The organism is Micromonospora sp. WMMD998 (assembly GCF_029581235.1).
Lineage (GTDB): Bacteria > Actinomycetota > Actinomycetes > Mycobacteriales > Micromonosporaceae > Micromonospora.
In genome coordinates, this window is record NZ_CP120740.1 from 6041545 (window position 1) to 6057630 (window position 16086).

A 16086-nucleotide genomic window follows, 5' to 3' on the forward strand; every position below is an offset into this window, starting at 1 on the left:
GCGTTCCGGAATCAGGTCGGTTGGGTAAGTAATGATCAACCGAGAGAAAGGGAGCGCCGATGCTTCTCCGAGACGTCCGCGAGGCCCGGCGATGAGCGCCGTGGCGAACCCCGCGACCGTGGCCGAGTGCCTGCGGGTCGGCGCCGGGTTCTCCCAGGGCGACCGGAACTGGATCGCCGAGCAGTTCGCGACCCTGGACGCGCGGCTCGCCAGCTTCCACGCCGACGCCACCGAGCTTGAGGTGATGGTCAAGGACCGTGACGCCCGGGGCCAGAAGGTGACCCTGGAGTGCTGGGTCGCCGGCCGGCAGAAGATCGTCACCACCTCGACCGAGGAGGACCTGCACGCCGCGCTCAACGACGTCCGGGACGACCTGCGCCGCAAGCTCAACGACTCGAAGACCCGGCAGGAGCCGCGCAACAACAAGCACCTGCGCCCGACGGAGCAGCCCCCGGCCGTCCCGCCGGAGGACGCCCTGCGCCAGGACGCCGAGACCGCCTGAGTTCCCCCGTACGCCCCCGCCCGCGGTGCCGGCGGGCGGGGGTCCGGCGCGGCCGACTCACCCGCGTTAGGAGGGGGCCCCGCTTAACAGTTGAGTGTTAAGCGGGGGCCCCTCCTCTACCGAATGCGTTAAAAGGGGCCCCCTCCTTACACCCCTACCGCCGGGTAGCTCGGCGGCGTACCGTCGCGGTCGTGGAACCGGACGTGCTGGGAGCGCCCTACGAGCGGCGGACGATCGAGCTGGGCACCGACGACGAGGGACCGGTGGTCGCGACGCTGGTCCGCCGGCGCGCCGACCGCCCGACCGGCCGCGCCGTGCTCTACGTGCACGGCTTCGTCGACTACTTCTTCCAGACCCACGTGGCCGACTTCTTCGCCGAGCGCGGCTGGGACTTCTACGCACTCGACCTGCGCAAATACGGCCGTAGCCTGCTCCCGCACCAGACCCCGAACTTCTGCCGCGACCTCAGCGACTACTTCCCCGAGCTGGACGCCGCCGCCGAGATCATCCGCGCCGACGAGGGACACGAGACGCTGCTCGCCATGGGCCACTCCACCGGCGGCCTGATCATCTCGCTCTGGGCGCACGCCCGCCGCGAGGCCGGCCTGGTCGACGGCATCGTGCTGAACAGCCCCTTCTTCGACATCAACGCCCCCTGGCTGGTCCGTCGACCCCTCGCCGCCGCCGTCTCCCGCCTGGGCCGTCGGGCGCCGCAGCGCATCCTGCCGTTCGGCCTGGGCACGGTGTACGGCGAGAGCCTGCACGCCGACCACCGGGGCGAGTGGCGGTACGACCTGGCGTGGAAGCCACTCGCCGGGTTCCCGGTCCGGGCCGGCTGGCTGGATGCGATCCGCAGCGGCCAGCGCCGGCTGCGGGCCGGGCTCGACATCGAGGTGCCGGTGCTGCTGGCCTGCTCCACCCGCAGTTTCCGGGGCACGAAGTGGCACGACAGCGCCACCGGCGCCGACGCGGTGCTCGACGTGGAGCACATGGTGCGCTGGGCGCCCCGGCTCGGCCGGCACGTCACCCTGGCCCGCTTCGACGGCGGGCTGCACGACCTCACGCTGTCCAGTCCCGCCGTACGCGAGAAGGTGTTCGTGGAGGTCGGGCGGTGGGCGGAGGGCTTCCTCCGCGCCGGCCCGACCGAGCCGCAGCCCACGCCCCCGACCCCACGCGAACCGGCCGACGAGCCGGCCACCGCCACCGCCGAGGGCTGAGCCGGCAGGTCCCGCCGTCACCCCGTGTCGCCGCTGGCCGGCGCGGCGTCGCGGTGCGGCACCCCGCTGCCGGCCGTCATCCGCCGGTTGGCGGTGAGAAGGGGCCCCTTCTCTACCGGAGGCGTTAAAAGGGGCCCCCTCCTTTCAGACCTCGGCCAGTGCGGACCGGATGCGGTCGAACGTGGCGATCGGGTGGACGCCGTCGCGGGCCGGCAGCAGCACGCCCAGGCAGCGCGGCAGCGGCCCGCCGTCTGGCCCGGCCTCGACCGTGAACACCGGCGCGCCCACGTACCCGGCCGGCAGCTCGGTGGTGACCCGCGTCCCGTCGCCGTCCCGGGCGACCCGCTCGACCACCGCCTCCAACGGCCGCGACCCGTCCGCGCCCACGCCGAGGGCCAGCACGAACGCCGAGCCCGGCGAAGCGCCGATCCGGGCGACCGCGTCGGCCGGCGCGGCCAACGCCTCGGTCACCTGCTGGGTACGCCACTGCCAGCCCCGGTCGTCGGCGTAGCCGTACAGCCCGCCGGTGGGCATCGCGGCCACCCCCAGCTCCGGCAGGTGCAGCCACTGGTCGGCGAAACCGGGCAACTCGATCGGCTCGTCCGCCCCCTCGGCCGGCTCGGTGACGCTCGGCCGCAGCCCGATCTCCCCGTACTCCCGGTCGGTGAGCGCGTCGGCGGTGAGCAGCCACTCGTGTGCGAGTTCCCCGTCGTCGGCGGTGCCGACAAGCTCGCTGTAGAAGAATGCGGTACCGACTGTCCCGGCCGGCGCACCGGGTCGCGCCGAGCCGGTGAGCGGCAGAATCGACCGTCCGAGGTGCTGGCACAGCTCGAAGACGATCTCGTTTTCGGTTTCCTGGTCGAGCAGCATCCGACGAGGGTACGGACCGGGTTGTGACCGCCGGGCTCGGACCCGCCGGAACTCAGATGCCGGGCGGGACCTCGGCGTGGGACGCTGGCGGGCGACGCGGACGCGCCGACCCGTACCCGCGACCGGGCCGGAGCCGGCGGTACCCTCTTGGCGCGACGATCGTCGACGCGCGCCCGTAGCTCAGCGGATAGAGCAGGGGACTTCTAATCCCAAGGCCGCAGGTTCGAATCCTGCCGGGCGCACAGGTACTTCCCCCTTCTGACCAGCTCGCGTGGGGCTACTCGTGGTGCGAGCGCGCCACGGTGGCCGCGTGGCAGCCTCGAACGGACGCATCAAGCGCCAGCGCGGCGAGATCGAAACTCTTCCCAGTGAGTCACTCCGCGTGAAGGTCTATGCGGATGTCGACCCGATCAGCGGAAAGCGGCACCACCTGACCGAGGTCATCCTCGCCGGCCGCGCCGCCTCCAAGGAAGCCGAGAAGGCGCGTACGCGGCTGCTGGCGCAAGTCTATGAGCGGCGTAGCCCGCGCACCCGCGCCACGCTCGACCAACTCCTAGAACGGTGGCTTGAGGTGGCCGACATCGAGGCCACCACCCGCATGGGCTACGTCAACAAGCTCAACAAGCACGTACGGCCGGTGCTCGGCAAGCTGCCGGTCGGCCGACTCGACGCCGAGACGTTGGAGTCGTTTTATGCGAGCCTGCGCCGCTGCCGCGACTGGTGCGGTGGCGTACGTCGGCTGCCTGCCGTGGTGGCTGCGCCGTGTGGTTGCTGGTGGGAGTGTTCTCGCCCCCGGTTCCCCCGCCCGCACCATTCAGCCTCGGCTCGCCCTCCGGTGCCGTCCGCATGGCGCGAGCGAAGTAAGTCAGGGCGGAATCGGGCTCGTTGCGCCAGTTCGCGAGAGTCATTTGCAGGCCGTAGGTCCACGCCTTCAACGACGGATGTCCGGCCAGGTCGGCGTACTGCGTTGATGCTCCGGCCAGGGCCGCCGACTCGTTCCAGTGCCCGAGGTCAAAGGCGGCGGAGGCCATCAGAGCGGCGAAGGTCACAGGCACCCACCACGGCCCCTACGGTTTCAATGCCGGAGCGACCGTCAGCCACAGGCAGAGGAGAGCAAGCATCGACCAGGCGATCGGAAACCACGGCTTACCTCTTTGAGCGGCCAACGCGAATCCCTCGTCTAACTCAGACCCCGGACGTGATCTTCATGAGCCTGTGGATGGCCCGAGACCTGACCGAAGCCCCACAGGCAGGAACCAGAGCAGTCGGTGATCGTGGCGCTAGCAGTGGCCAACTCTTGTCTGGTTCGACACCTGGGTGGCGATCATGAACCCGCGCCCGTACAGCGAGTCAACCTTGAACCAACGGTTGGTGCCGTTCCACCACTGGTCGTCGGTCCAGCAGATCATCGTGACGGGGGTGCTCCGTGGCATCTCGAAGTAGATGCCACTGGTGTTCGATGAGATCGACAGCGAACAGGTGGAACTGTTGCAGTAGGACGGGCCATACGCCTGCGCCGGGGTTGCGAGGGCAACCACCGCCGTGGCAGCGGAAACGAACGAGGCGATCACTGTCCCGATCCGCTTGATTCTCATCTGACCTCCAAGCCCACCAAGGAAACCACACTGGGTGACGACGTCGATGCAAAAAGTAACACCGAGCCTCGACATGGCTTGCTGACTGTCGGATAGGAGACCGCAGCCCAGCTAACCTCGAGACAGCCTTGACACCCGCACCTTTGGAGGCTTGCGAGAGTCACGCGCTGAGGTCGCAGCAGGGCGGCGCTCGCATCACGAGCAGCCCTCACCCGACGGAAGCTACAGCCGGTCACCACACCACAAGGTGTACCTCTAGTCCAAACTTCCGGCCGACCTGGAGCTATTCGTGGTGCGAAATGCAGGATGCCAGTGAAAGTAGAGCGACTTCTAGCAAGGGTTTATGCAGCTAGCGAAGCTGCAGAAGTCAGAGATCGCGATGTGAATACCACTTCTAATCCCAAGGCCGCAGGTTCGAATCCTGCCGGGCGCACCTTCATCAGCACAGGTCAGCGGCTTCCACTCCCATGCCGAGCCGGGCAGACCAGGGCAACGGGGCCATTCCAGTCCAGTGAACGCTCCACGGTGTGCGGGTCGGCGGCAGACAGATGGCAAGCCCGCGACAGCGGTGACGGTCTCAGTAGGATGCTGAGATGTCGCGACCGGTGATCTTCGACCTCTTCCATACCTTGATCCACGGGGCTGACGAGGAGCGCGATCGGGTAGTCGGCGAAATGGCGGTCATGGTTGGCGTAGCTCCGGCCGACCTGGTCTCCGCGTACCACGCCACCTGGCGAGACCGGCTGGTCCGGTGGGACGTGGAGGAGACCATCCGCATCCTCGCCGGACGCCTCGGCGGCACACCGACGGACGAACAGGTGACCCGGGCCGGTGAGCACCGGCGAGCCCTCGGACGCCGAGTGCTGGACAGCGTCTCCCCCGCCACCCTGGATGTGCTCGACGCACTACGCCGCGACGGGCATCCGCTGGTTCTCATCAGCAACGCCACCTCGGACACTTCCGAGTCATGGCCGCAGAGTCCGCTCGCCGGACGGTTCGAGGTGGCGATCTTCTCCTGCGATGTCGGGCTGGCCAAGCCCGACCCGGCGATCTATCACCTTGCGGCCGAGCGTCTGGGGGTCGAGCCGGCGGAGTGCGTCTTTGTCGGCGACGGCGCGGATGGCGAGCTGGCCGGGGCGGCAGCGGTGGGTATGACCGTCTTCCGCACCACGGAGCACAACGACACCGACCCGGGCTGGGGTGGGCCGGCTTTCGCCACCCTGGGCGACCTGCCCGCCATACTTCGAGAGCCGTCGAAGGTCGGCTGACGCCGTCGCCCCCGACAACGACGGACGGGTGACCAGGAGCGAAGCCTCCCGTCCAGCCATCCGCGATCTACTTCCGAGCCCGGGGCCGCAGGTTCGAATCGTGCCGGGCGCACAGGTATCGCTAGACCGACCTCAAGCCGCTCAGCATCACGAAGATCGAGCGCCGCGCCACAGCGTCGCCTCGCTCGTCGAGCTGGTATCCCTCCAGCCAGATCCAGCCGTCGAAGGTCGTCCAGTCCAGGACGCGGATGACGCGGAAGTGGAACGATTTCACGAACTGAGGGCTGGCAGCTCGCGTGATGTGCAGCAGGTCGCCGGCCTTCAGGGTCGCCACTGGTCGCGGACCTTGCGCCAGGCGCGGATGCGGGCGCGTGCGACGACGACGCGCGGACACCAGCCATGGGGACGACAACGCGAGCAGGTGTACGCGACGTGGTAGTCGATGATGGCCCAGGACAGCGCCACCGGGAAGGGCGTATCGGGCCTCACGACTCGCCGCCGTTACGACGCTTCTGGCTGTGACCTGACCGCACCTGGGGCGCCTTGTTCGCCGAGGGCCGGACCATCGGCAGGACGTGGGCCTCGCCGTTCCGGTTGCCGATCTCGTCGGTCGCGCGAGGGCGTTCGTTCGTGATCGGTCGCTGCACCACATCGACCGGTTCGTTGCTGCGTTGGAACCACTTCCAGCGGGGCATCGCGCACCTCCGGCGATTCGTCGGCCACCTCGTCCAGCACCCAACGTGGGGCCACGCCGCTCCGATCTGCAACGTCTCACCCAGCGATTCGAGCGAAAAGATTGACGCCGTGCCATGCGTGCGTGCAAGGTGGCTGGAATGAGACAGACGGGCATCTGAGGTGAGATTGGGGGCCAGATGGTCGAGACGGGATCTTCCGTCCCACGCCGGCAACTCGGGCGGTTGCTGAGGCAGGCACGCGAGGAGGCCGGCATCAACCTGGAGGCTGCGGCGACGACGCTGGAGTGGTCGCGGGCGAAGATGTATCGCCTGGAGGCGGGTCAGACAGCGCTCCGGACCCACGACGTGAACCTGATGTGCCAGCTCTACGGCACCTCAGCGGACCTGACCGAAGTCCTCGTTTCACTCGCCAGGGAGAGCAAGAGCCGAGGCTGGTGGCACGCCTACGGTGATGTGATTCCCGCGTGGTTCGAGCTGTACGTCGGAATGGAAGCGGCGGCCTGTCACGTCCGGCAGTACGAACCGAATCTGATCCCGGGTCTCCTCCAGACGCCCGAGTACATGTCTGTGGTCTTCGAGACCAAACCCGGGCGGACTCCGGCGGAGGTGGCCCAGAAGGTCGCCCTGCGCATGGAGCGACAGAAGCTTCTCGATCGCAAGAATCCGGCAGCTCCCCAGTTCGAAGCGATCGTCGACGAGTCTGTCCTTCACCGCCCCATCAGCGACGCGGATGCCTGGCGGGCTCAGTTGGCCTACCTGGTCAACGCAGCCCAATCCACGAACATCAAGGTCCGCGTGCTGCCGAGGAGTGCCGGCCCACACCGGGCGTCCGCCGCAGGTGGCTTCGTGATGCTTGACTTCCCCGCGAAGGGAACCAGGCCCGCCGAGCCCAGCACCGTCTACAGCGAATCGCTGACCGGCAGCATCTACCTCGACCGCCCCAGCGAGGTAGAGACGTACTCTTCGGTCTGGGAGACTCTGTGGAGCCTTGCCCTGGATGAACGCGCGTCCGAGGATCTCGTGGCCGCCCTGATCAAGGAGACTTACGATGACTGAGACGATCACGGCCCGCTGGCGTAAGAGCAGCTACAGCGGCAACGAGGGCAACTGCGTCGAGGTTGCCGACAACCTCCCGAGCGTCGTGGGCGTGCGCGACAGCAAGGACATCGCCGGTCCGTCGCTGGCCTTCACCGCCGCCCAGTGGGGCTCCTTCGTCGAGTTCGTCAAGGACCGCACCCGCGGCTGAGCTTCGCGATCCGCGAGGGAAGGACCGGCGCAAGCGATAACCGTCATGGTCGTAGCGGTACCCGCCGGGGTGTGACCTTCCGATAGGCGATCCGCCACCCCGCGACCTCGCGGCGGACGATGTCCTCGTAGACGACGCTGCCGACCGATCCGTCGGAGGTCACGCCGATCCCTTTCGACATGGCCCGGATGGTGCCGTCCGGGCCTTCGGTCACGCAGACGTTCGTGACGTGGTGACCCACCGGGTTCCTGTCGCCGAGGGCCAGGGCTGCCTCTTCGATGGCCGGGCAGCCGTGCATCTCGCCGGCTCCGAAGGCTGTCAGGTCGTACACCACGTCGGCAGTGAACAGCTCGTCCATCCTGTCGAGATCGCCGGCGTCCACGAGATGCCCGTGCAGAGCTATCAGCTCGTGGATCGCCAACGTGTCTTCCACCGACAGCGTCATCAGCGGACCCCTCCCCGGAGAAGGACTGCGTGGCCGAGGGGCAGGTTATCGCGACCCCGAGCCCCGTCAGCACGAGGGCGACGCCTACGGCCGCAACGCCGACAGGAGCAGATCCGTCACCATCGCCGGCTGGGTGACCATCGCCAGGTGGTCGGCGTCCACGCTCCGGACCCGGTATCCGCGCTCCGCCGCCTGCTCGGCCGTGGACCGGTATCCGTCACTCAACCGCAGGTAGACGCGCCGGGCGGAGTCCCACGCCCGACCCGGCGTGGGTAGCACCTCGGAGACGACCTGCCACGGCAGTTCGGGCAGGTCGTGCAGCACCCGTCGCCGCTGTTCCGGGTCGGGCAGGACATCGGCCAGGGAGGCGGCGGGAAACCAGGTGTCCCACGTCGGCAGTCGGCCGCCCACCGCCAGGTCCCGCAGCCACGTGGCCTGCTCCGGCGACAGCGACCCCCACCAGCTCGTGCCGGGGTGCGGCAGGCGGGCGTCCAGGAAGACGACGTCCAGCCGCTCGCCGCCGACCGCGTCGGCGATGCCGGGCAGGTAGGGGCCCGCACGGCTGTGGCCGACGACGACGGTCGGCGTACCCCCGGTGATGTCGGCCGCCGCCGCGCAGGCCGCCGTGTGGAAGGAGGGCGACCCGACCAACGGGCGGAGGTCCAGGACCGTCACCCGCCACCCGGCCGCTTCGAGGTACGGACGCAGCGCGTCCCAGGTCGCCGAGGTGAGCAGCGGACTGTGGACGAGAAGCATCGTCGGTTCGGCGCGCACGGTGTGGTGGCGAGCCGTCCCGTCAGTCACTGGCCGCCGGCACGCCGGCCTCCAGTTGACCGATCATGGGCCCGAGCAGGTCGTTGAGTTCCCGGGCCAGCACGACGACCGCGTGGCGCGCCGCCGACGCCACGGCGTCGTCCGGTCCGGCGGGGGCCGGTGGCAGGTCCCCGAGCGGGAGCGGCGCCTCGACCTGGAGCATCGCGCGCAGGTGTGGGCTGCGCGTCAGGTCCTGCTCGGTCGGCGTCGTGTACTGGCCGAACAACTGCGGCCAGTCCCGCCAGCCCCGGTCGCGTTGCCACTGCCGGGTCCAGGTGAGTTCGGCCGGCCACCGGGACACCACGGCCACGGCGCAGATCAGGCTGCCGTCCCACGGGCTCGGCGCGCACGTGGCCGAGACGATCCGCCGGTGCCACCGGACGTAGCCGGGTGACAGCTCGGCGGCCAGCCGCCAGGCGGTCGCGGCGAAGGCGACGGGGGCGATGTCGCCCCACGTGTCGGCAAATTCGGCGGTACGTCGAAGCACCTCGACCTCGTAGCGCCCGCGCCCGTCGGCGCCGTGCTCCCGATCGAAGTTCTCGTCGATCCAGAAGGCCCGCGGTTCCACCATCGTCATCCCCCGTCCGCGTCCGTCACCCCGTTCACTATGGCACCGCCCCGGAATCAAAATTGGATGCATGCCTGTGGATCCATCGAAATACTGCCCGGATGGATGTCGACACCGTCAGGGACGAGTGGCAGCGCAACGGATTCGTCGTCCTGCCGGGCTACCTCCCGGCATCGGACCTGGCGCCCGCGCTCGGCGAACTGGAGTCCATGTTCCCGTCGCCCGACGGTTTCCACGACGGCACGGACCCGCGCCGGGAGCGCTACCTCCGGGATGAGTTCGACGGCATCGACGAGTTGCCGTTCGCGAGCGTCGAGCTCAGCCTGTTGGCGGTAAGTGACCGCCTGGTAAGCCTGGCGCGTGAGTTGCTCTCCACAGATGATCTTCGGATCTACTCGGCCGAGGCGTGGGCGAAGTTCACCGGAGCGGTCGACTACGACCAGCCGCTGCACCGCGACTACCTGGCGCACACGCTGCTGGTGCCGACGGACGCTCCCGCCTACCGGCAACTGGAGATGTTCGTCTACCTGGTCGACGTGCCCGAAGGGTTCGGCCCGCCGCACCTGCTCTCCCGGCAGCACACCGGAGACCTGCCGGCGCGGCCGAACTGGTACCCACGTACCGACGTGGGTGAGAAGTACGGCGACTTCGTGGCGCCCACCGGCAGCCCGCATCTGTACGAGGCGGAGGTGTCCGGTGCCGGTCCGGCCGGCACGGTGGTCGCGTTCCAGCCGGGCACGTTCCATCGGGGCACCGGCATGACCACGCCCCGGGGCGCGCGCTACACGATGCACCTCAACTACCGCCCGGCCGCCGCGGAGTGGGGCAACCGCCACGCCTGGGCCAACCGCAGCCACGAGCCCGCCTGGTACCGCTTTGTGAGCCGGGCGACGCCGCACCAACTCGCGCTGTTCGGCTTCCCGCTGCCGGGCCACCCCTACTGGACCGCCGAGACGGTCGCCGGGGTGTCCGAGCGTTACCCGCACCTGGACATGTCGCCCTGGCAGGTCCGAGGCGTATCGGGGGACACTGTCGGTCGCGACGGCTAGTCTCCGGCCATGGTGACCGAGACCGATCTTCGCCTGCCCGACGGCCGCACCCTGCACGTCTACGACACCGGCGGGGCGGGCCGGCTGCCGGTGTTCTGGCACCACGGCACGCCCAACATCGGCGCCCCGCCCGCGCCGCTGTTCGCCGCCGCCGACCGCCTCGGCCTGCGCTGGGTGTCGCACGACCGTCCCGGCTACGGCGGCTCCACCCCGCTGCCGGATCGCGACGTCGCCTCGGCGGCGGCCGACGTGGCCGCGACAGCCGACGCGCTGGGCCTGGACCGGTTCGCGACGATGGGTCACTCCGGCGGCGGCCCACATGCGCTGGCCTGCGGCGCGCTGCTGCCGCAGCGGGTGGTCGCGGTGGTGGTCGGCGCCGGGCTCGCGCCCTACGGGGCGTCCGGGCTGGACTGGTTCGCCGGCATGGTGCCGTCCGGGGTGGCGTCGCTGCGCGCCGCCGCCGCGGGGCGCGCCGCGAAGGAGGCGCACGAGTCCTCCGGCGCGGAATACGACCCCGGGTTCACCGACGCCGACCTGGCCGCGTTGCACGCCGAGTGGTCGTGGTTCGACAGCGTGGTCGGCCCGGCGGTCGCGTCCGGGCCCGGCGGGCTGATCGACGACGACCTGGCCTACGTGCGGCCGTGGGGCTTCGACCCGGCCCAGGTCACGCCGCCGGTGTTGCTGCTGCACGGCGGCCGGGACGGCATCGCGCCGGTGGCGCACGCCGAGTGGCTGGCCGACAGGTGTCCGTCGGCCGAGTTGCGCCGCTTCCCGGACGACGGGCACATCTCCGTGCTCCGGCACGCCGGGTCGGCCCTCGAATGGCTGGGTAGCCACACCTAAATCGGATGCTGATCGTCCACTTCTCGACCACATCAGAGCGACGCGCCGAGCACCGAGGGTGACCGTTCCGACAAAACGTGCTATTCTCCGGCGTCAATCTATGCCGCGCGGACCCGGCCGGGTCGCTGCCGGAAGGACACCTCCCCGATGCCGGTGGCCGTCGCCACGACCCTGCCACGATCCCCACTGGACCGCCCGGCGGGCGGCGCGTTCACGCTGATCTTCACGACCCTGCCGGCGCTGCTGCGCCTCACCTGCGGCCTGGTCGGCGCGGTGGTCGCGCTGTCGGTGCGGACGCCGCCGGTGCGGGTGGCGCTGCTGGTCCCGGCCGTCGTCACCCTCACCGTGTGGTCCGGCTGGTATGCGGTCCGTGCGTTCCGGCACGGCATCGGCGGCGCGCTGGTGGCCGGCGACGTGGCGCTGACCACCGCCGTGGCGCTTGCCGTCCCGTGGCTTGTCGCGCCGGAGGTGCTCCCCGGCGAGGCGAGTTGGGTCGCGGTGCTGGCGAGCACCACCGTGATCAACGCGCAGGCCACCGCGCGGCCCCGCTGGTCGGTGCCGGCCGGCCTGCTGGTCACCGCCGCCTACGCGGCCGGTGCCACGCTGGCCGGAAACCCGGTCGAGGCGCGGGCGCACACCGGCACGCTGCTGGTGCAGACCGGCTGCACGGCGCTGATGACCGCGGTGATGCGCCGCTGGATCGGCCGGGGTGACGCCACGTTCGCCGACTACCAGCGGTTGTCCCACGAGGCGGTGGTGGCGCGCACCGCACGCGAGGCCGAACGGCGGCACAACCGGGACCTGCACGACACCGTGCTCGGCACGCTGACGATGATCGGGCTCGGCGCGGTCGGTGGCACCTCGGCGACGCTGCGCGAGCGGTGCGCCGCCGACCTGCGTACCCTCAGCGCCCTGGCCGGAGCGCGGACCGGGGCCGCGACCGGCGAGGCCGCCCTCGACGAGCGGCTGCGCACGGTTCTCGCCGGGTTGCCGGAGCTGACGGTGACCGCGACGCTGCCGCCGTGCCGGATGCCGGCGGAGGCCGCGGCGGCGCTCGCCGACAGCGCCGCCGCCGCGCTGGCGAACGTGGCCCGGCACGCGCCGGGCGCCACCACCGCGCTGCGCCTGGCCCGCGCGGGCGACGCCGTCGTGGTCGAGGTGGTCGACGACGGTCCCGGCTTCGACCCGACCACGGTCCCGGCCCACCGGTACGGGCTGCGCGAGTCGATCCACGGCCGGATGGCCACGGTACGCGGCCGGGCGGTGGTGACCTCCGCCCCTGGCGCCGGCACCCGGGTGCGGCTGGAGTGGTCGGATGACCGCTGAGTCCCCGCCGTCGACCACCGGCACGGCGCTGCTCCCCCGGCCCCGGCTGGCGACGTCGGTGCGCTCCGGGGTGGCCGTGGCCCCGCCGCAGGCGCGCGCCGTGGCGGACGCCTCGGACCGGGGCGCCCGGCTCGTCGCCGTCGTCATCGCGCTGGCCTGGCACCTGGTGATCGGGCTGCCGGCGGTGCTGGAGGCGGGGCCCGGGATGGCCGCCCCGGCGGTGGTGGCGGTCGGCTGGCTGGTGACCGCGTTTGTCGGCGCCGCCACCGGCGTACGCCTGCTGCGCGGCCGGCTGCCCCCGGCCCGGCGGCTGGCCGTGGTGCTGTTGGTGGTCGACGCGGCGGTCTTCGCGGCGGCCGGTGAGCGGTTCCTGTTCACCAGCGCCAACTGGGTGTGGGGCGGCCTGGCCTGGTTCTTCCTGCTGGCGCTCTGGCAACGACCGGTGCGCTGGCTGCTGGCCCTGCTCGCCGCGCACGCGACGATCGCGCTGGTGGCGGTGGTGCTGCACGGGGCGACCGCGCCGGCCGACCTGAGCCGCTACGCCATGTACGTCTACGGCACCTCCACCCTGCCCGTGGCGGTCTTCGCCGGGGCGGCGGCACTCACCGCGCTGGCCCGGGACCGGGCCGGCGCCGCCGCGGCGACGCTTGCCGTGACCGCGGAACGGGAGGCGGCCGAGCGGGCCCAGGGCGAGCGGCAGGCCCGGCTCGCGCTCGTCAGCGGCACCGCCGAGGAGGTGCTCGCCGCGCTGGCGGCCGGCGACGCCGACCCGGCCGACCCGGCGGTACGCCGCCGCGCGGTGCTGGCCGCCGCCCGGCTGCGCCGGTTGATCGCCGAGTCCGACGACGTGCCCGACCCGCTGCTGCACGAGCTACGCGCCGCCGCCGACCTGGCCGAGCGGAACGGCCTGCCGATCGACCTGGTCGCGGTCGGTACGCCACCGGAGCTGCCGGTCGACGTACGCCGAGGGTTGGCCGACCCGCTCACGGCGGCGCTCGCCGGCGCACACGGCTGGGCCCGACTGACCGTGGTCGCCGGCCCCGACGAGGTGGTGGTGAGCCTGGTGACGCCGGAGCACGACGGCCCGGACGATCCGGTGGCGCCGCCCGGCGGGGCCGGGCCGGTGGAGCACCTGCACGAGCGGGACGGGGAGATCAGATGGACGCAGACGCGCTGGCGGCGGACGTGAACCCCGGGCATCCGATCGGGGTGGCGATCGTCGACGACCATCCCGTGGTGATCGACGGGGTGCGCGCCTGGCTGGCCACCGAGCCGCGGTTGCGGGTGCTGGCGACCGGCGACGACCCGGACGCGGTGCTGCGGGCCGCGCCGGAGGCCGAGGTGGTGCTGCTCGACCTGCGGCTGCACGGGCGGATGGTGCTGGACAAGCTGGCCGAGCTGAGCACCGCCGGGCGGCGGGTGGTGGTCTACTCCGAGCACACCGACGCGCAGACCATGCTCGCCGCGCTCGACGCGGGCGCGGTGGCGTTCCTGGCCAAGCACGAGGGACGGGAACACTGCGTCGGCACCGTGCTGGCGGCGGCGAGCGACCGGCCGTATGTGCCGCCGGCGCTCGCCGGCGCGATGGTCGGCGACACCCGGCCGGACCGGCCGACGCTGTCCGACAAGGAACGGGAGGCGCTGCTGCTGTGGTTCCAGTCGATGTCGAAGGCGTCGGTGGCGCGCCGGATGCAGATCAGCGAGCACACCGTCAAGCAGTATGTGGACCGGGCGCGGATCAAATACACCCGGGCGGGGCGTCCGGCTGCCACGAAGGCGGCCCTGCTCGCCCGGGCGATTGAGGACGGCCTCGTCCGACCGGAAGATATCGGCATCTACCGGTCCCAGGCGTCGGCCGACCGGCCGACCCCCTAACGGGTGTCATGACAATCACCCCACGAATCGGCCAGGATCACCGGTACCGCCAACCGTCGCCGGGAGGTCGTACCGTGCCGGATGACGCCGCACCCTTCTTCATCGGACCACACCGCTTCGACGCGGACGACGACTCCACCCGCCCCCTGCTCGACCGGCGTTACGCGCTGGTGCCCGAGCCGGGCGAGCGGCTGCTCGGCCAGCACCGGCTGCTGGTCGCCGGCCATCTGCTCGGCCCCACCGAGGACGTACGCTCCTGGGCGCTGCCCGACCCGGCGACGATCACCGTGACCGACCGGCGGTTGGCGTACGTCTGCACCGGCTCCGAGCTGTCCCTGGTCCCCGGGCGGGACGGCCCGACCGGCGCCCGGCACCGGCGCCCGGTCCGGCTGTCCCGCCTGGTCAGCGGTCAGATCCGCTGGCAGTGGCCGTCCCGGTTGGAGCTGGTCGAGGTCGACGGCGACACCGCCGAGCTGCGCGTGGTCTGCGACGCGCTGCGCACCATCCGCCAGCCGGCGCTCGCGATCACCGGCCCGGCCGCCGTGATCACCGCGCTGGCCCGGCAGGTACGCCGTTCGGTGGCCGGCTACCGCCTGACCCACCCCGATCTGGTGGACCTGTCCCCGCCGGAACGCGACGTCCTCGCCACGAGGGTGGCCTCCTCCCCCGGCCCGACGTCGGGCGCGGTGACCCTGCCGGGGTCGCTTCCGGTGGAGTTCCTGTCCCGGGACGACTACTACCGCCAGCCGGTGGCGGAGTCGTCGCCGTGGCCGCAGCTCGACTCCCCGGCCCGGGACCAGCCCGGCTCCGCCTGCTGACCCGTTCGACGGGTGCCGAGGACCGCGGCGCGGGGCGGGCCTTGAGCCGGCCACTTCGTCGATCATGGAGTTGTGGTGCCAGGAAATTTCGGTTTCGGGCTGATATGGGAGGTGCCACAAGTCCAAGATCGGCACCGTGGCACGGGAGGGTGGGTGGGTCCGGCGCGGTGAAGGGGAGAGCCTGCGGGCCCGGTCAGGAGGTGCTGCGGGTGCGGCGGGCGGGCCGGTCCAGCTCGGCGGCCTGCTCCGGGGTGGGCGCGCCGCCGCCCAGGTGGGCCGGCAGCCACCAGGCGTCGTCCGGGCCGGCCGGCTGATCCGGGTAGTCCCGCTGGGCGCGATCGACGAGCGCCGACAGCCGGGTGCGCAGCTCGGCGGTCAGGGCGGCGGAGTCCGGGTGGGCGGCCGGGTCGATCGGCTCACCCACGAGGATGGTGATCGGGGTGTGCCGGCGGGTCAGCGTGCGCGGGCGGCCCTTGGTCCACAGCCGTTGGGTGCCCCAGAGCGCGACCGGCAGCAGCGGCACGCCGGCCTCCTGCGCCATCCGGGCCGCGCCGTTCTTCAGGTCCTTGACGGTGAAGGAGCGGCTGATCGTCGCCTCCGGGAAGACGCCGACCACCTCACCCCGGCGCAGCGCGCCGACCGCGGCGGAGTAGGACCCGGCGCCGGCGGCGCGGTTGACCGGGATGTGCTTCATGCCGCGCATCAGCGGACCGGAGATCCGGTGCCGGAAGACGCTGTCCTTGGCCATGAACCGGACCAGCCGGCGGGACTTGTGCGCGCCGTAGCCGCAGAAGATGAAGTCGAGGTAGCTCACGTGGTTGGACGCCAGCACGGCCCCGCCGGTGGTGGGCACGTGCTCGCTGCCCCGCACGTCCAGGCGCAGGTCGAGGGCGCGGAACATCGTCTTGGCGGCGGTGATCACTGGCGGGTACACGAGCTCCGGCATCCGGCAACTT

Annotated in this window: 19 protein-coding genes, 1 tRNA gene and 2 pseudogenes; 14 read left to right on the forward strand and 8 right to left on the reverse strand. The window is 71.4% G+C overall.

The window, feature by feature from the left end; all coding sequences use genetic code 11:
* Positions 1-91: 91 nt before the first annotated feature.
* The gene (locus O7619_RS27410; protein WP_282284299.1) at positions 92-502 is read left to right on the forward strand and encodes an HPF/RaiA family ribosome-associated protein; all 411 of its coding nucleotides are present in this window, start codon (positions 92-94) and stop codon (positions 500-502) included.
* A gap of 191 nt (positions 503-693) precedes the next feature.
* On the forward strand, positions 694-1719 hold the full coding sequence (locus O7619_RS27415; RefSeq protein ID WP_282284300.1) for an alpha/beta hydrolase: 1026 nt from the start codon (positions 694-696) through the stop codon (positions 1717-1719).
* A 144-nt stretch (positions 1720-1863) separates the two neighbouring features.
* Here O7619_RS27415 and O7619_RS27420 read toward each other — a convergent pair whose 3' ends face one another.
* Positions 1864-2589 carry a hypothetical protein gene (locus O7619_RS27420; protein ID WP_282284301.1) on the reverse strand — a complete coding sequence of 242 codons (726 nt, stop codon included), beginning with the start codon at positions 2587-2589 and terminating at the stop codon, positions 1864-1866.
* A 169-nt stretch (positions 2590-2758) separates the two neighbouring features.
* On the opposite strand from O7619_RS27420, the gene O7619_RS27425 reads away from it, so the two are divergent.
* From O7619_RS27425 to O7619_RS30190, 3 genes and pseudogenes are all read left to right on the forward strand, one after another.
* Positions 2759-2831 (forward strand) — tRNA-Arg (locus tag O7619_RS27425).
* A 140-nt stretch (positions 2832-2971) separates the two neighbouring features.
* Positions 2972-3280: pseudogene (locus O7619_RS30185) on the forward strand (site-specific integrase); the annotation flags it as partial.
* Positions 3281-3320: 40 nt separating this feature from the next.
* A pseudogene (locus tag O7619_RS30190) lies at positions 3321-3410 on the forward strand (epimerase); the annotation flags it as partial.
* A 459-nt stretch (positions 3411-3869) separates the two neighbouring features.
* On the opposite strand, the gene O7619_RS27435 reads toward O7619_RS30190, so the two are convergent.
* Positions 3870-4184, reverse strand: a complete 315-nt coding sequence (locus O7619_RS27435) for a hypothetical protein (RefSeq protein WP_282284302.1) — start codon at positions 4182-4184, stop codon at positions 3870-3872.
* Positions 4185-4777: 593 nt separating this feature from the next.
* On the opposite strand from O7619_RS27435, the gene O7619_RS27440 reads away from it, so the two are divergent.
* A complete protein-coding gene (locus O7619_RS27440) occupies positions 4778-5452 on the forward strand; it encodes an HAD-IA family hydrolase (RefSeq protein ID WP_282284303.1) in 675 nt (224 codons plus the stop codon).
* A 121-nt stretch (positions 5453-5573) separates the two neighbouring features.
* Here O7619_RS27440 and O7619_RS27445 read toward each other — a convergent pair whose 3' ends face one another.
* Positions 5574-5786: a hypothetical protein gene (locus O7619_RS27445; RefSeq protein WP_282284304.1), complete on the reverse strand. Its 213-nt coding sequence runs from the start codon at positions 5784-5786 to the stop codon at positions 5574-5576.
* A 151-nt stretch (positions 5787-5937) separates the two neighbouring features.
* The gene (locus O7619_RS27450) at positions 5938-6147 is read right to left on the reverse strand and encodes a hypothetical protein (protein ID WP_282284305.1); all 210 of its coding nucleotides are present in this window, start codon (positions 6145-6147) and stop codon (positions 5938-5940) included.
* Between the two features lie 177 nt (positions 6148-6324).
* Here O7619_RS27450 and O7619_RS27455 point away from each other — a divergent pair, with 177 nt between their 5' ends.
* The gene (locus tag O7619_RS27455; RefSeq protein ID WP_282284306.1) at positions 6325-7203 is read left to right on the forward strand and encodes a helix-turn-helix transcriptional regulator; all 879 of its coding nucleotides are present in this window, start codon (positions 6325-6327) and stop codon (positions 7201-7203) included.
* Positions 7196-7393 carry a DUF397 domain-containing protein gene (locus O7619_RS27460; protein ID WP_282284307.1) on the forward strand — a complete coding sequence of 66 codons (198 nt, stop codon included), beginning with the start codon at positions 7196-7198 and terminating at the stop codon, positions 7391-7393. Before O7619_RS27455 ends, O7619_RS27460 begins: the two co-directional genes overlap by 8 nt.
* 43 nt (positions 7394-7436) lie before the next feature.
* On the opposite strand, the gene O7619_RS27465 is transcribed toward O7619_RS27460, so the two are convergent.
* The 3 genes from O7619_RS27465 to O7619_RS27475 form a co-directional block, all read right to left on the reverse strand.
* Complete coding sequence (locus tag O7619_RS27465) at positions 7437-7838, reverse strand: nuclear transport factor 2 family protein (protein ID WP_282284308.1); 402 nt, start codon at positions 7836-7838, stop codon at positions 7437-7439.
* 84 nt (positions 7839-7922) lie between these two features.
* Entirely contained in the window at positions 7923-8594 is a 672-nt protein-coding gene (locus O7619_RS27470) for an alpha/beta fold hydrolase (RefSeq protein ID WP_282284309.1), read from the reverse strand.
* A 40-nt stretch (positions 8595-8634) separates the two neighbouring features.
* Entirely contained in the window at positions 8635-9228 is a 594-nt protein-coding gene (locus tag O7619_RS27475; protein ID WP_282284310.1) for a hypothetical protein, read from the reverse strand.
* 92 nt (positions 9229-9320) lie between these two features.
* Between O7619_RS27475 and O7619_RS27480 the strand changes: the two genes are divergently transcribed.
* The 6 genes from O7619_RS27480 (at position 9321) to O7619_RS27505 (ending at position 15130) form a co-directional block, all read left to right on the forward strand.
* The gene (locus O7619_RS27480) at positions 9321-10268 is read left to right on the forward strand and encodes a phytanoyl-CoA dioxygenase family protein (RefSeq protein ID WP_282284311.1); all 948 of its coding nucleotides are present in this window, start codon (positions 9321-9323) and stop codon (positions 10266-10268) included.
* A gap of 9 nt (positions 10269-10277) precedes the next feature.
* Positions 10278-11111 carry an alpha/beta hydrolase gene (locus O7619_RS27485; RefSeq protein WP_282284312.1) on the forward strand — a complete coding sequence of 278 codons (834 nt, stop codon included), beginning with the start codon at positions 10278-10280 and terminating at the stop codon, positions 11109-11111.
* Positions 11112-11258: 147 nt separating this feature from the next.
* A complete protein-coding gene (locus O7619_RS27490; protein ID WP_282284314.1) occupies positions 11259-12437 on the forward strand; it encodes an ATP-binding protein in 1179 nt (392 codons plus the stop codon).
* The gene (locus O7619_RS27495; RefSeq protein WP_282284316.1) at positions 12427-13626 is read left to right on the forward strand and encodes a hypothetical protein; all 1200 of its coding nucleotides are present in this window, start codon (positions 12427-12429) and stop codon (positions 13624-13626) included. Before O7619_RS27490 ends, O7619_RS27495 begins: the two co-directional genes overlap by 11 nt.
* A complete protein-coding gene (locus tag O7619_RS27500) occupies positions 13596-14312 on the forward strand; it encodes a response regulator transcription factor (RefSeq protein WP_282284317.1) in 717 nt (238 codons plus the stop codon). The genes O7619_RS27495 and O7619_RS27500 overlap by 31 nt, the downstream gene beginning before the upstream one ends.
* Positions 14313-14386: 74 nt before the next feature.
* Positions 14387-15130 carry a hypothetical protein gene (locus O7619_RS27505; RefSeq protein WP_282284318.1) on the forward strand — a complete coding sequence of 248 codons (744 nt, stop codon included), beginning with the start codon at positions 14387-14389 and terminating at the stop codon, positions 15128-15130.
* Positions 15131-15323: 193 nt separating this feature from the next.
* Here O7619_RS27505 and O7619_RS27510 read toward each other — a convergent pair whose 3' ends face one another.
* A complete protein-coding gene (locus tag O7619_RS27510; protein WP_282284319.1) occupies positions 15324-16076 on the reverse strand; it encodes a lysophospholipid acyltransferase family protein in 753 nt (250 codons plus the stop codon).
* Between the last annotated feature and the right edge of the window lie 10 nt (positions 16077-16086).

Coding starts and splice junctions, on each gene's coding strand:
- O7619_RS27410 (WP_282284299.1), top strand. CDS start 92: ATGAGCGCCGTGGCGAACCCCGCGACCGTGGCCGAGTGCCTGCGGGTC.
- O7619_RS27420 (WP_282284301.1), bottom strand. CDS start 2,589: ATGCTGCTCGACCAGGAAACCGAAAACGAGATCGTCTTCGAGCTGTGC.
- O7619_RS27435 (WP_282284302.1), bottom strand. CDS start 4,184: ATGAGAATCAAGCGGATCGGGACAGTGATCGCCTCGTTCGTTTCCGCT.
- O7619_RS27440 (WP_282284303.1), top strand. CDS start 4,778: ATGTCGCGACCGGTGATCTTCGACCTCTTCCATACCTTGATCCACGGG.
- O7619_RS27450 (WP_282284305.1), bottom strand. CDS start 6,147: ATGCCCCGCTGGAAGTGGTTCCAACGCAGCAACGAACCGGTCGATGTG.
- O7619_RS27455 (WP_282284306.1), top strand. CDS start 6,325: ATGGTCGAGACGGGATCTTCCGTCCCACGCCGGCAACTCGGGCGGTTG.
- O7619_RS27460 (WP_282284307.1), top strand. CDS start 7,196: ATGACTGAGACGATCACGGCCCGCTGGCGTAAGAGCAGCTACAGCGGC.
- O7619_RS27465 (WP_282284308.1), bottom strand. CDS start 7,838: ATGACGCTGTCGGTGGAAGACACGTTGGCGATCCACGAGCTGATAGCT.
- O7619_RS27470 (WP_282284309.1), bottom strand. CDS start 8,594: ATGCTTCTCGTCCACAGTCCGCTGCTCACCTCGGCGACCTGGGACGCG.
- O7619_RS27475 (WP_282284310.1), bottom strand. CDS start 9,228: ATGACGATGGTGGAACCGCGGGCCTTCTGGATCGACGAGAACTTCGAT.
- O7619_RS27480 (WP_282284311.1), top strand. CDS start 9,321: ATGGATGTCGACACCGTCAGGGACGAGTGGCAGCGCAACGGATTCGTC.
- O7619_RS27485 (WP_282284312.1), top strand. CDS start 10,278: ATGGTGACCGAGACCGATCTTCGCCTGCCCGACGGCCGCACCCTGCAC.
- O7619_RS27490 (WP_282284314.1), top strand. CDS start 11,259: ATGCCGGTGGCCGTCGCCACGACCCTGCCACGATCCCCACTGGACCGC.
- O7619_RS27495 (WP_282284316.1), top strand. CDS start 12,427: ATGACCGCTGAGTCCCCGCCGTCGACCACCGGCACGGCGCTGCTCCCC.
- O7619_RS27500 (WP_282284317.1), top strand. CDS start 13,596: ATGGACGCAGACGCGCTGGCGGCGGACGTGAACCCCGGGCATCCGATC.
- O7619_RS27510 (WP_282284319.1), bottom strand. CDS start 16,076: ATGCCGGAGCTCGTGTACCCGCCAGTGATCACCGCCGCCAAGACGATG.